The following is a 12,649-nucleotide window of genomic DNA, read 5'->3' as shown; positions in this document are numbered from 1 at the left end:
ACGGGGGAGGGGAGGGGAGGGGAGTGAAAAGGGGAACGCTCTACCTCGTCGCCACGCCCATCGGGAACCTCGAGGATATCACCCTGCGCGCCCTGCGGATCCTCGGCGAGGTCGATCTCGTCGCCTGCGAGGACACGCGCCGCACGCAGCACCTGCTCGAGCGCCACCGGGTGCGGAAGCGTCTGGTCAGCTACTTCGGCGCGCGCGAGAAGGAGAAGGCGCGCGCGCTGATCGGCTTCCTGCGAGAGGGGAAGAGCGTCGCGCTCGTCTCGGACGCGGGGATGCCGGGGATCTCCGACCCGGGCGCGCTGGTCGCGCGGATGGCGATCGCGGAGGGCTTCGACGTGGTCCCCGTCCCCGGCCCTGTCGCCCTCGCCGCGGCGCTCGCCGCCTCCGGCCTGGACACGTCGCGCTTCTGCTTCGAGGGCTTCCTGCCGAGAGGAGCGCAGGAGCGCCGCGCCCGCCTCGCCGCGCTCACGCACGACACGCGGACGCTCGTCTTCCACGAATCCCCCCGCCGGCTGGCCGAGACGCTCCGCGAGATGCTCCTCGCCATGGGCGACAGGGAGGCGGCCGTGGCGCGCGAGCTCACGAAGATCCACGAGGAGTTCGCCCGCGGCACGCTCTCCGGGATCATCGGCAGGGTGGGGGAGGGCGAGGTGAAGGGCGAGGTCGTCATCGTCCTCGCCGGCGCGAAAGAGGAGACCGACTGGGGCGCAGTCGATCTGCCCGCCTACGTGAAGCACCTCGAGGAGCGGCTCTCCATCGACCGCAAGGCGGCCCTCAAGCTCGCCGCGCAGCTCAGCGGCATCTCCAAGAGCGACCTGTACCGTCATACACGCTGAGGACGGCTTCGAGGGCGCGCCAAGAGACACGCGGGGATTGTGCGGAAGATGCGCGAAATCCGTCGGAACCGCGCGTTCCTCAACCGCCGACGATCGGAGCGCGGCGTCCCTCGAGCGCATTCAGCACCCCGAGCATGCGCACCGTCGCGGCGTAACGATCGCCTCCGTGCGCCCACGCGACACGCGCCCCAACCGCGGCGACGCGCAGATCCTTCGCGTCGCGTGTATATGATCGGCCGCGTCTCACGATCCGGTCTCCGGCCCACCCCTTCAGATCTTCCCGCGTCAAATCCGCGATCGTCATGGTGTTCTCTTGTCCATGGGAGCACCGTCGGCGTCGGTTGTTGCACGAAATGCAGCAACTGAATCGCGATCCAGGTCATCGCGACCTCCAACCGGTCCGGGTGCATGCCGTGTCCGGCTCTTCACTGGCAGGCCGTTGTATCAGCCGCGCCGTAATCCGGCATATGCGAGATCTTCAACGCGATCAGCCCGGGGTAGATGAGACCGGTTTCCTTGAACCGTGGGGGAATCGGGACACGCGCGGGGAATGCGACAGCGGATAGGGAAACGCAGATAAGGAAACGCTTGCGTCGCGCGCGCGGGGTGTGTACATTCAAAAATTAGCACGAAAGGGGGGGGTATGAATAGGGCGGTGGGAATTCTGGCGGCGGCGGTGATGGCGGCGGCGGTCCCGTGCCGGTGCGGCGCGGACCTGTTGAAGGTGATCGTCCTGAACGATTCCCACACCTACGCGGACGACCAGGTGTACGTCCAGATGACGGGGCTCGATCCCTCCGGTTCCGGTAAAAACGGGCACGTGGATCTCGCGACCTCGACCTGGCATCCGATCGCCGAAAGCGACAACACCGTCCGTCCCCCGGGAGGGCCGTGGCCGCACGACCGGTACACCGGCTACGCGCGCAGACTCTCCGAGCTCACGCACGAGACGATCCACGCCTACTCCTTCCGGATGCCGCATATCATCAGCGGGCGGGTGTACATCTCCTTCAAGCAGCCGGCGTATTTCCACGTGTTCTCGGCTACCGAACTGGAAACGCCCTCCGCCGTCGATCAGAACAATCCGAACTACCACCTGATCTTCGACAAGATCGAACTGGACTGGGAGCACGGCAAGCGGCCGTTCCTCAACACCACCACCGTCGACTACTTCAGCATCTCCTTCATGCTCGGGCTGAAGCTCCGCAACGGGACCACCCTGTCGCGCGGTTTCACGAAGAGCAGGCACGCGATCATCTCCGAACTCAAAAACCTCCCCGCGCCGTGGAACCACGGCATGGTCTGGAACGGCGGTACGCCCGTCAGGTTCGTCGCGCCGAACAAGCTGGCGGACACAAAGCCGTTCGATTCGTATTTCGACGATTACGTCTCCCGATGCTGGAGCTACTATGGCACGAAGACACTGTACCTCAAGAGCCCCCCGAACGCGCCCGCGTGGAAGGCGACCGGGCAAGTGGAGAAAGGGGCCTTTAGGTTTACCGCGGGCACAAAGGAGAAGGTCGAGATCAAAAACCTCGCCGGCCAGGGCGCGCATATCTTCGGGTGCGACGGGCCCGGCTACCTGTTCACCACGGGGAGCGACAGCATCGCGAAGCAGGGGATCATCAAGACGATGGGCGCCGCGCTGAACCGCGGGGTTCTCTACGACGGCGCGCACGGCATCCAGAATCCCGACGACTGGTGGCGCGACGCCCGACGGTTCTACGCGCACGAGCCGACGAACCTGTACTCGAAGGTGCTGCACGAGGCCGCGTACGAGGGGTTCTGTTACGGGTTCTCCTTCGACGACGTGGGGGAGTTCAGCACCGGCGTCGAGGGGGATGCGGCCGAGGTCCATATCGCCATCCAGCCGATGAGCGACGCACCCGCGGCGCACACGGTGCACCTTCGGCCGAACCGCACCCGGTTCGCCACGACCGGGGCGATCGATATCGACGTGGACGTGACGAGGGCGATACACGAGCCGTTCTACCCCGCGTTCTACATCGTCACGCCTGCGGGGCGTCGCCTCTACCTGGTGGAGGGCAACCGGCTCACGCCCGATCTCAGCGCCTACGTGATGCAGAGGAGGGGGAAACACTGGGCGCCGGTGGCGATGACCGTTCCGGCCGCCGCGCACGGCATCCGTCTGTTCAGCGCCTCCTTCGATCGGATCCCCACGGGCGATTACCTGCTCCAGGGCGGCGCGGTCGACGCGAGGGCGCCGATCGTGAACGGCCGGCTCAACTGGATCGCGGGGGCCGAGGACACCGAGATACTCCGCGTCCGGTGACGGGTGCGGCGGGACGGGCCGGCTCACCCGAGGTATTCGCGCAGCAGGGCGAGGTCGCCGGCGAGGATGCGGCGCGCGGTGGCCTCTGAACGGTCGGGGAAGTTGTCCGGCATCAGCTCCAGCGTGACGTGCCCCGCGTAGCCGTCCCGGGCGAGGTGGGAGAGGAAGCCGCCGATGTCGAGCAGCCCGGTCGAGAGCGGCTGGTGCTCGCGCCCGTCGTAGTTGGAGACGTGGACGAGGACGAGCCCCTCCTTCAGGCGCTCGTACGCCGCCACCGGATCGAGGCCCGCGGTGGCCAGGTGCGTGGTGTCGAGCACGCGGTACGGGTAGCGGAGCAGGTTCTCGAACATGTTGTCGATGTGGCAGTCGCAGCTGAAGGGGCGCAACAGCCGGTTGCGCCACCTCCCGCGGTCCACCGCGTAGAAGGTCCCCGTCCCCAGGCGTATCCCCGCCCTGCCGAGCATCTTGAACGCGTGCGGCATGTTCTCCACGGCCAGCTTCACGGCCGTCTTCTCCTGCCACCGCGGTAGCTCGTCTCGCACCCAGGCCGCGTAGCGGGCGTCGGCGAAAAAGGCGAGGTGGATGACGAGGACCTCGCTCCCGATCTCCTCGGCGAGGGCCACGGAGCGCCGCATCCGCTCCACCGGGTCGGTGCCCCACGCCGGCGTCGGGATGAAGCTGAACGGGGAGTGGAGGCTCGGGATCGGGAGGGAGTACCGGGCCGAGAGGGTGCGGAGGTAGCCGGGATCCGCGGTGTCCCACCGGTCGTCCACGATGACCTCGACGCCGTCGAAGCCCAGATCCTTGGCGAGCATGAAGACGCGGTCGAGGCCGAAGAAGCGCAGCGAGCCGATAGACAGCAGTAGCATACGGGCGCATTCCTCCGGGGAGAGCGCGCCATCATAGGGCATGGGGCTTTTCCCGGCAAGGGGATTGTTATAGACTGATGCATCCCCAGGGCGAGGGGACATTGCCCTCTCCCCCGGCCTCTGCCTGCCGGCAGGCCCCCCGCGACGGGGGATGGGACAGGGCACACCATGGAGTGACCATGAAAAAGCCGAATCATCTTCTCATCCGCGCGCGGTTCCTCCTGCCGATGGGCGGGAAAGGCGGACGGGCGGCGCGGATCGAGGACGGGTACCTGTTCACGGAGGGGCCGCGTATCGCCGAGGCGGGGCGGTACACGCCCGAGATCGGCGCGCGGATCCTCGCCGCCTGCGGGGAGGACCTCCTCGTCGTCGGCGCGGGGACCGGTCCCGGCGACGAGGCGGTCCCGCGCCTGAACGGCGCCCTCCTCCCGGGGTTCGTGAAGGCGCACGGACACGACCACGAATCCGCCATCATCGGCGTCGCCAAGGACCAGCCGCTCACCGCCTGGCTCGACAACGCCGTCAACCCGTTCACCGGCTTCCTGACGGAGAACGCGAAGCGGCTCGAGAAGGGGTTCGGGCGCTCCTCCAACGAGGTCGCGTACCGGAAGGCGCGCCTCGACGACGTCTCGTACGGTATCACCTCGGCCCTCACCCACCACTGCAACTTCAGCAAGTACCACGTCCGCGAGCTCGTCAAGGCGAACACGGAGGCCGGCACCCGCCTCACCATCGCGGTCGGGAGCCAGGACCGGCACTACGACGCCCGGATCCTCGATACGCCGTCCCAGGCGGTCGAACGCGTCGACGGGTACGCGCGCGAGTTCGCCGCCGTGCCGCGCGTGCGCGTCATCCCGGGGCCCGACCAGTTCTTCTCGAACGGCCCCGAGATGCTGAAGGGGCTTAAACAATGGGCGCGCGACCACGGCACGCTCATCCACACGCACTCCTCCGAGGAGCCCGGGACGACGCGCTGGTTCGTCGAGACGTACGGGATGACGGAGGTGGAGTACGCCAAGGGGATCGGCTTCCTCGACGGCGACACCATCCTCGCCCACCAGGTCAACTGCACCGACCGGGACCTCGAGATCCTCCGCGACACGGGCGTAAAGATCGTCCACAACCCGCTCGCCAACACCATCCTCGGCTCGGGGATGCCGCCGCTCATCCGGATGATGTCGATGGGGATCCCGGTCGCCGTCTCGACCGACGGCTCCGGGAGCGCCGACAACCAGAACATCCTCAACGCCGCCCGCCTCGCCGCGCAGTACCAGAAGGCGCTCCACCAGGACGCGACGCTCCTGCCCGCGCAGCGGATGCTCGAGCTGATCACCGTCGAGCCGGCGCAGATGCTGGGGCTGAACGCGGGGTCGCTCGAGGCGGGCCGCGCCGCGGACTTCGTGCTGATCGATCTCCGCGGGGCCCACCTCACGCCGACGCGCATCGACAACGTCGCGGAGAACCTGATCTGGGCCTCCAACGGCAGCGAGGCGCGGTGGGTCGCGGCGGGAGGGGAGCTGCTGCTGGACGACTACCGGTTCACGCGGGTGGACGCCTCGGAGATCCTCGCCGACATCCAGCGCCTCTCGGAGCTTTTCGCGGACTATCTGCGCACCGCGCCACGGCGCACAGGCACCGGGGCGCACCGGTAGGCGCGGCCGGCGTCCGCCGTGGGGGCCGGGCCGCGCGAGGCGCGGGTTCCGGCGCTAGATCGTCGGCACGCCCTTCACGAACCTCTGGCGGGTGATGTCGCCCGCGTCGGAGGCGGCGAGGGCCATGAACTCCTCCCCGTCCTTCTTCACGCGGATCAGGCGCCCGCGCACACCGAGGCGCTCCTTCAGGTAGAACTCCCCCCGCAGCGAGCCGTCGTAGACGATGAGACAGATGTCGTCGGCACGCTTCCCGTCGAGCCAGACGTCGGAGAGGGTCACCACCGGCGGCATGAAGATCGCGTGCGTGTCGTCGCGCACCGTTCCGTACGCCTGCACGTCGTCCTTCACGAGCTCCACCGTGCAGTTCCGCAGCGGGACCTCGTCGAGGTCGATGTAGACGTACGCGGGGCAGATCTCGATCCCCTGGTGGATGAAGCGGAGCGGCCAGAGCTTCCCGAACTCGACCACGCGCGCCTCGGGGGTCCGGTGGACGTAGTCGGCGATCCGCGCCGCCGTCTCGCGGTTCTGCGCGACGGTGCCGAAGATGACGAGGTCCACGTCGGAGTGTTCGCCGCGGCGCCCGAGCGCGGTTGAGCCGGTGATCCCGAGCCGGCTGATGGGGATCTCGAGGAAACGGCTCGCGTTCTCCACCGCCTTTCCGACAAGGGGGAACTTGCCCATCGCGTAGAAGAGGGAGAGGCGGTCGTTGAAGTAGCCGCGGAAACCGGAGAGCGGGAACCCGACGTGGAACTTCGTCACGATCAGATCCTCCCGCTCGAGCGTCGGGTCGAGAAGGTAATGATTCCGGATCTGTTCGTCGTGCGGGATGTAGGTCGACTGCCCGTCCTTCTCCCCCTTCACCATGCTCGCGTAGGGGCGGCCGTGGATGTCGATCTTCCCGCCCTCCTTCGGGTGGTAGATGATCTTGCCGATCACCTTGCCGGGGGGCTGGTAGTACCCCTCGACGTAGACGAAGCTCCCGTCGTGGCGCATCAGGTAGGTCGTGTCGAGGACCCCCTTCTTGAAGTCGGTGACCGGACAGAGGATCTGCCCGATCTGGCTCTCGAAGTAGTCGCGCTGTTCCATCGCGGACCCTCCTCTCAACGGTTATCCGTGCGCGTGCTCCGGCTCTTCCCGGCTGCGTACCTCGAATACCCCCTGCGCGGCGAGCAGATTGGGCCAGAGAGGGCGGCATCTGGCGAGTGGGCCTTTTCTGAACCCGACCGGCCACTCCCGGACTATGACGATCCCGATCTCCGCGCAGAGGGCGCGGAAGTCGCGGATGCTCAAGAGGTGGATGTTCGGCGTCTCGTACCAGGCGTAGGGGATGGCCGGGGTCGTCGGCATCGTGCCGCGGAAGAGGAGATGGAAACGGATGCGCCAGTGGGCGAAGTTGGGGATGCTGACGAGTGCGCTTCTCCCCACGCGGACGGCGTCCAGGAGGATCTGCTTGGGCCGGTAGACCTGCTGGAGCGTCTGGCTGAGGATGACGTAGTCGAACGACCCGTTCGCGTAGTCGCGGAGCCCCTCGTCGAGGTTGCTCTGGAAGATGGGGATCCCCTTGGCGATGCACCGCATGATCCCCACCTCGGACTTGTCGATGCCGAAGACCGTGGCGCCCTTGTGCTGCTCGAGGGCCTTGAGCAGGTCGCCGCTCCCGGCGCCGAGGTCGAGGACGCGGCTGCCGGGCCGGATGATCTCGTAGATCTTCAGCAGATCCGGCCGCAGGCGCAGGGCGTTGAATTCCGGGCTCATCGTCCGTGCCTCCCGTGCGCGTGCTCCTCGTGGATATGGCGCAGGAAGTGCGTGATCAGGTGGGTCTGGTGCTTGGGGTCGATGAGGAAGGCGTCGTGCCCGAACGGGGAGTCGAGGACGCAGTAGCTCACCTCCAGATTGTGCGCGCGGAGGGCGTCGGCGATCTCCTTGTTCTGCCGGGCGGGGTAGAGCCAGTCCGAGGAGAAGGCGATGATCAGGAAGGCGGCCTTGACGCCGCCGAGGGCGTCCTCGAGCGGCCGGGCGCCCATGTCGGTCAGGTCGAAGTAGTCGATCGCCTTGGTGATGTACAGGTACGAGTTCGCGTCGAATCGCTTGGTGAAGACCTGCCCCTGGTGGTGGAGGTACGATTCGACCTGGAAGTCGGCGAGGAAGTCGAAGGAGAGCTCCTGCTTCCCCTGGAGGCGCCTGCCGAACTTCTGGCGCATCGACTCGTCGCTCAGGTAGGTGATGTGCGCGATCATCCGGGCGATGGCGAGACCCCGCTCCGGGTGTTCCCCGTCGTAGTAGTTGCCGCCGTTCCAGTGCGGGTCGGCCATGATCGCCTGGCGCCCGACCTCGTTGAAGGCGATCCCCTGCGCGGAAAGCTGGGCGGTCGTGGCGATCGGGATGGCCGCGTGGACGGCGTCGGGGTACGCGGTCACCCACTCGAGGGCCTGCATCCCCCCCATCGAACCGCCCGCCACGGCGAGGAGCTTTTCGATCCCGAGGTGGTCCACGAGCGCCTTCTGCGCCTTGACCATGTCCCCGATGGTGATGACCGGGAATTCCATCGCGTAGGGGGCGCCGGTCTCGGGGTTTACGGAGGAGGGGCCGGTGGAGCCGGTGCAGCCGCCGAGGCAGTTCGCGCAGACGACGAAGTACCGGTTCGTGTCGAACGCCTTCCCCGGCCCGATCATCATCTCCCACCAGCCGGGACGCGTGTCGCCGTCGTGGTACCCCGCCGCGTGGGCGTCGCCGGAAAGGGCGTGGAGGATCAGGATCGCGTTGGAGCGGTCGGCGGCGAGCGCGCCGTAGGTCTCGTAGGCGAGCGTCACCGGACCCAGGGTGTCGCCCCCCTCGAGCGCGAGGCCGCCGGGGGGATGGGCGAAGGTGAATTGTTTCGTCTCGACGAGGCCGACAGTGCCCTTCTCCATGACCAAAAATGATAGCACGCGGGAGGCGAAAGCAGACGCATTATTTACGCGCCCGCCGCGTCGCCGAAACCCTTTTGGACATTCGTCCGCGGACGGGGTACCATGTCCGTCCGGGAGGCGGAGGCGCCATGCCTGCGGGCTGTTTCATCCACGAGACGGCTGTGCTCGACGAGGGCTGCGAGATAGGGGCGGGGACGAAGGTCTGGCACTTCTCCCATATCCTGCGCGGCTCCCGGATCGGCCGGGACTGCGTGATCGGGCAGAACGTGATGATCGGCCCCGACGTGGCCGTCGGCGACGGCTGCAAGATACAGAACAACGTCTCCCTCTACACCGGCGTGACGCTCGAGGACGACGTCTTCGTGGGGCCGTCGGCGGTCTTCACGAACGTCCTCACCCCCCGGGCGTTCATAGACCGGAGTCGGGAGTTCGAGCCGACGCTGGTGCGGAGGGGCGCGACGGTGGGCGCCAACGCCACGATCGTCTGCGGCGTCACGATCGGGCGGTTCGCCCTCGTGGGCGCCGGGGCGGTGGTCGTCGCCGACGTGCCCGATCACGGGCTGGTCGCCGGCGTCCCGGCGCGTCTCATCGGCCACGTCTGCCGGTGCGGTGCGACGCTCGGGTTCGGCACGGGCGTCGAGGCGCGGTGCGCCTCGTGCGGGAGCGTCTGGGAACGCCGCGGCGACGTCGTGGCGGCCGCCGCGGAGGGGAGTGGGGGCTGAATTGGACTGGGGCGCCGCGCCTCGATGCGCTATACTACGCGTTGAGGCGGGACGAATGCGGGTGGGAGGGCGTGGAAGAAGGCGCGGGAAGGTTCGCCGCGGCCGGATTCGCGCCGGAAAGGAGCATCTCGACACGACGATGAAGACCGCACTGATCACCGGCATCACGGGGCAGGACGGATCGTACCTGGCGGAGTTTCTCCTCCAGAAGGGGTACCGCGTCTACGGCATCCAGCGGCGGAGCAGCACCGTCACCACCGAGCGCGTCGAGCACCTGCTGGAGGAGGGGGTGCGCCTGATCTCGGCCGACCTGATCGACCAGAACTCGCTCATCCGCGCCCTCGAGGAGGCCCGGCCGTCCGAGGTCTACAACCTCGGGGCGCAGTCGTTCGTCCCCGCCTCCTGGGCGCAGCCGATCCTCACCGGCGAGGTCACCGCCCTCGGCGTGACGAGGATCCTCGAGGCGATACGGATCGTCAATCCGAAGATCCGCTTCTACCAGGCCTCCTCGAGCGAGATGTTCGGGAAGGTGCAGGAGACGCCGCAGACGGAGAAGACCCCGTTCTACCCGCGGAGCCCCTACGGGGTCGCCAAGGTCTACGGGCACTGGATTACGGTCAACTACCGGGAGAGCTACGGCATCCACGCGGTCTCGGGGATACTCTTCAACCACGAGTCGCCCCGGCGCGGGCTGGAGTTCGTGACCCGCAAGGTCACCTACGGCGCCGCCCGGATCAAGGCGGGGCTCCAGAAGGAGCTGCGGCTCGGCAACCTCGACGCCAAGCGCGACTGGGGCTTTGCGGGCGACTACGTCCGCGCGATGTGGTTGATGCTCCAGCAGGAGAAGCCGGAGGACTACGTCATCGCCACCGGCACGACGCACTCCGTCCGGGAGATGTGCCAGATCGCCTTCGAGCGGGTCGGGCTCGACTACCGCCGCTACGTCGTGCAGGACCGCGCCCTCTTCCGCCCGGCGGAGGTCCACGTCCTCACCGGAGACCCGTCGAAGGCGAGGAGGAAGCTGAAGTGGAAGCCGGAGGTGGATTTCCGGGGGCTCATCGAGATGATGGTGAACGCGGATATGGCGCTCGTGGACGGGATGGCCCGCGTCGACGCCCTGCGGCGCTAGCGGCGCCGCGCCGCGGAGCATGGTCTCCCACGAACGACGCACGGCGGAAGGCGGCACGGGGCGCTTCCGCCCTCACCTGTTCCACCCGCCCCGTGACAACGGCGTGATCCGATGAAACGCGCTCTCATCACCGGCATCGCCGGCTTCGCCGGGAGCCACCTCGCCGCGCATCTCCTTTCGCGCGGATGGGGAGTCTCCGGCATCGAGCGCCCCGGCGCCCCGTGCGCCAACCTCGACGGGATCGGCCCCGTGCGCGTTGAAAAGGCGGATATCCTCGACGCGGCCGCGGTGGGGCGGGCGGTGGCGGACGTTGCGCCGGACGCGGTCTTCCACCTCGCCGCGGTCACCTTCCTCCCCTCCGTCGAGGATTCCCCGCGTGAGGCGCTGGACGTGAACGCCGGGGGGACGCTCGTCCTGCTCGAGGCCTGCCGCCGGCACGCCCCCGCGGCGCGCTTCATCCTGGCGAGTTCCTCCGAGGTCTACGGGAAGGTCCCCCCCGAGGGGATGCCGGTCCGCGAGGACCGCCGCCCCGCCCCCGCGAACGTCTACGCGTTCACGAAGCTCTGCGCCGAGGAGGCTGTCCGCTTCTACGCGAGGGCGCACGGCCTGTCCGCGGTGGTGTTGCGGCCGTTCAACCATATCGGCCCCAGACAGGCCCCCTCGTTCGTCGCCTCGTCGTTCGCGCGGCAGGTCGCCGAGATCGAGGCGGGGATGAAGGAGCCGGTCGTCTCGGTGGGGAACCTCGACGCGGAGCGGGACTTCACGGACGTGCGCGACATGGTCCGCGCGTACGCCCTCGCCGCGGAGAGATGCGCGCCGGGGGGGATCTACAACATCGGCGCCGGGCGCCCCCTCCGCGTGGGGCGGATGCTCGAGATGCTCATCGCCCTCTCCTCCGCGCGGATCGAGGTGCGGCGGGACCCGGCGCGCCTCAGGAAATCCGACACCCCGGTCCTCTACGGGGACTCCGCGAAATTCGCCGCGGCGACGGGGTGGAGACCGGAGCACCCGATCGAGGAGACGCTCCGCCTCATCCTCGACTGGTGGCGCGCGCGCGTTGCCGCGCGGGCGTGACGGCCCGGCGTCAGAACGGGATCTTTCTCCCGCATCCCGGGCACCGGGCGCCTCTCCCCGGGTCCCCCCCGAAATCCTCCCGCGTGCCGGTCAGGCCGCAGCGCGGGCAGCAACAGCGCCCGTCGTCCCGCCGCTTCGACGGTTCGTCTTCCCGCGTTTCTGCGCCCTCGGAAGGGGGCGTTTCCGCGTCGCGCATCGCCTCCGCCCTGCCGCCAAACGGGGCGCAGTATCTCGCCGTGAACTCCCGCGTGATCCCGCCGAGCCGCTCGTCGAGGATCCCGTACACCCTGTCCGCGATCGGTTCGGGCACGCCTCCGTAGAACGCCTGCGCGATGCCGCCGGTGATGCACGCCAGCGTGTCGGCGTCGCCGCCCAGCGACACCGCGGTCCTGACGGCGTCCTCGAAGCCGGTCGAGTCGATGAACGCCCGGATCGCCTGCGGCACCGTGCCCTCGCAGGAGGCGTCGAATCCGTAGGAGGGACGGATCTCGTCGACATGCGCGCCGAGGTCGTACTGGAACCGATCCTCGATGAAGCTTTTGATCCGCTCCCGCGAGGCGCCCGTCCGGGCGAGGAAGACCGCGGCGGCGGTCGCCTGGCCGCCCTTGATCCCCTCAGGGTGGCTGTGCGTGACGGCGGTGAACTCCTCCGCCTTCCGGAGCACCGTATCGAGGTCGTCGTAGGCGAAGCCGGCGGGGCTGATGCGCATCGCCGCGCCGTTCCCCCAGCTCCCGTACGGCTTCTTCTTCCTGCCCATCGCCCAATGGTGGAAGCTGCCGCCGTAGCCGCGGTCGGGGTAGAGGCGGAAGAAGCGTCTGAGGTTGGTCTCGTACGGAGTATTGGTGAGGATGGAGTCGGCGAGCGCGACCGTCAGCACCGTGTCGTCCGTGAAGAAGCAGTTCGAGGCGAACAGCTCGAATTCTTTCGTCCTGGTGCAGGTGAACTCGTGGACGGAGCCGATGATATCGCCCGCGATCGCGCCCAGCATCTGAAGCCCCCGCGCCGTGTGCAGGGACGCGCCGCGGCGGCGCATTCCGCCCGGCGCCTTTCCCGGGATCCCCGCCGTGACCGGCCTGCGGCGATAATGCCCCTTCGGGGGAGGATCCGCAAGCCCGTTCGACAGCCCGTTCCTGCGGCGCTTCGCGCCCCGGGGCCC

At 68.3% G+C, this 12,649-nt stretch carries 11 protein-coding genes; 6 read left to right on the top strand and 5 right to left on the bottom strand.

Features of this window, described 5'->3' with window-relative positions; translation table 11 throughout:
* Positions 1-23 precede the first annotated feature (23 nt).
* Positions 24-845, top strand: coding sequence for a 16S rRNA (cytidine(1402)-2'-O)-methyltransferase (gene rsmI, locus GXY35_06555; protein NLW94237.1), 822 nt, complete (start codon positions 24-26; stop codon positions 843-845).
* 643 nt (positions 846-1,488) lie between these two features.
* Positions 1,489-3,138 carry a hypothetical protein gene (locus GXY35_06550; GenBank protein ID NLW94236.1) on the top strand — a complete coding sequence of 550 codons (1,650 nt, stop codon included), beginning with the start codon at positions 1,489-1,491 and terminating at the stop codon, positions 3,136-3,138.
* Between the two features lie 23 nt (positions 3,139-3,161).
* Here the strand turns inward: GXY35_06550 and GXY35_06545 are convergent, their stop codons facing one another.
* Complete coding sequence (locus GXY35_06545; GenBank protein ID NLW94235.1) at positions 3,162-4,007, bottom strand: sugar phosphate isomerase/epimerase; 846 nt, start codon at positions 4,005-4,007, stop codon at positions 3,162-3,164.
* A gap of 179 nt (positions 4,008-4,186) precedes the next feature.
* Here GXY35_06545 and GXY35_06540 point away from each other — a divergent pair, with 179 nt between their 5' ends.
* Positions 4,187-5,659: an amidohydrolase family protein gene (locus GXY35_06540; protein NLW94234.1), complete on the top strand. Its 1,473-nt coding sequence runs from the start codon at positions 4,187-4,189 to the stop codon at positions 5,657-5,659.
* A 54-nt stretch (positions 5,660-5,713) separates the two neighbouring features.
* On the opposite strand, the gene GXY35_06535 is transcribed toward GXY35_06540, so the two are convergent.
* The 3 genes from GXY35_06535 to GXY35_06525 are packed head-to-tail and all read right to left on the bottom strand — an operon-like array spanning position 5,714 to position 8,568.
* The gene (locus tag GXY35_06535; protein ID NLW94233.1) at positions 5,714-6,745 is read right to left on the bottom strand and encodes a hypothetical protein; all 1,032 of its coding nucleotides are present in this window, start codon (positions 6,743-6,745) and stop codon (positions 5,714-5,716) included.
* Between the two features lie 21 nt (positions 6,746-6,766).
* On the bottom strand, positions 6,767-7,414 hold the full coding sequence (metW, locus tag GXY35_06530) for a methionine biosynthesis protein MetW (protein ID NLW94232.1): 648 nt from the start codon (positions 7,412-7,414) through the stop codon (positions 6,767-6,769).
* Positions 7,411-8,568 (bottom strand): homoserine O-acetyltransferase, encoded by a 1,158-nt coding sequence (locus tag GXY35_06525; GenBank protein ID NLW94231.1) that lies wholly within the window; start codon positions 8,566-8,568, stop codon positions 7,411-7,413. Before GXY35_06525 ends, metW begins: the two co-directional genes overlap by 4 nt.
* 128 nt (positions 8,569-8,696) lie before the next feature.
* On the opposite strand from GXY35_06525, the gene GXY35_06520 reads away from it, so the two are divergent.
* From GXY35_06520 to GXY35_06510, 3 genes are all read left to right on the top strand, one after another.
* Positions 8,697-9,290, top strand: a complete 594-nt coding sequence (locus GXY35_06520; GenBank protein NLW94230.1) for an N-acetyltransferase — start codon at positions 8,697-8,699, stop codon at positions 9,288-9,290.
* Positions 9,291-9,429: 139 nt separating this feature from the next.
* Positions 9,430-10,419, top strand: a complete 990-nt coding sequence (gene gmd, locus GXY35_06515) for a GDP-mannose 4,6-dehydratase (protein ID NLW94229.1) — start codon at positions 9,430-9,432, stop codon at positions 10,417-10,419.
* Positions 10,420-10,530: 111 nt separating this feature from the next.
* A complete protein-coding gene (locus tag GXY35_06510) occupies positions 10,531-11,493 on the top strand; it encodes a GDP-mannose 4,6-dehydratase (protein ID NLW94228.1) in 963 nt (320 codons plus the stop codon).
* A gap of 10 nt (positions 11,494-11,503) precedes the next feature.
* Here the strand turns inward: GXY35_06510 and GXY35_06505 are convergent, their stop codons facing one another.
* A complete protein-coding gene (locus GXY35_06505; protein NLW94227.1) occupies positions 11,504-12,481 on the bottom strand; it encodes an ADP-ribosylglycohydrolase family protein in 978 nt (325 codons plus the stop codon).
* Between the last annotated feature and the right edge of the window lie 168 nt (positions 12,482-12,649).

The sequence above is a fragment of the Chlamydiota bacterium genome, from assembly GCA_012729785.1.
Lineage (GTDB): Bacteria > Auribacterota > Tritonobacteria > UBA1439 > UBA1439 > UBA1439.
The sequence above is the reverse complement of the archived record's forward strand: the minus strand, read 5'-3'. Positions and strand labels throughout refer to the sequence as shown.

Bases quoted from the DNA above. Each gene is read 5' to 3' on its own strand.
- metW (NLW94232.1), bottom strand. From the start codon at position 7,414: ATGAGCCCGGAATTCAACGCCCTGCGCCTGCGGCCGGATCTGCTGAAG.
- GXY35_06545 (NLW94235.1), bottom strand. From the start codon at position 4,007: ATGCTACTGCTGTCTATCGGCTCGCTGCGCTTCTTCGGCCTCGACCGC.
- GXY35_06540 (NLW94234.1), top strand. From the start codon at position 4,187: ATGAAAAAGCCGAATCATCTTCTCATCCGCGCGCGGTTCCTCCTGCCG.
- GXY35_06510 (NLW94228.1), top strand. From the start codon at position 10,531: ATGAAACGCGCTCTCATCACCGGCATCGCCGGCTTCGCCGGGAGCCAC.
- GXY35_06520 (NLW94230.1), top strand. From the start codon at position 8,697: ATGCCTGCGGGCTGTTTCATCCACGAGACGGCTGTGCTCGACGAGGGC.
- GXY35_06525 (NLW94231.1), bottom strand. From the start codon at position 8,568: ATGGAGAAGGGCACTGTCGGCCTCGTCGAGACGAAACAATTCACCTTC.
- GXY35_06550 (NLW94236.1), top strand. From the start codon at position 1,489: ATGAATAGGGCGGTGGGAATTCTGGCGGCGGCGGTGATGGCGGCGGCG.
- gmd (NLW94229.1), top strand. From the start codon at position 9,430: ATGAAGACCGCACTGATCACCGGCATCACGGGGCAGGACGGATCGTAC.
- GXY35_06505 (NLW94227.1), bottom strand. From the start codon at position 12,481: ATGCTGGGCGCGATCGCGGGCGATATCATCGGCTCCGTCCACGAGTTC.
- GXY35_06535 (NLW94233.1), bottom strand. From the start codon at position 6,745: ATGGAACAGCGCGACTACTTCGAGAGCCAGATCGGGCAGATCCTCTGT.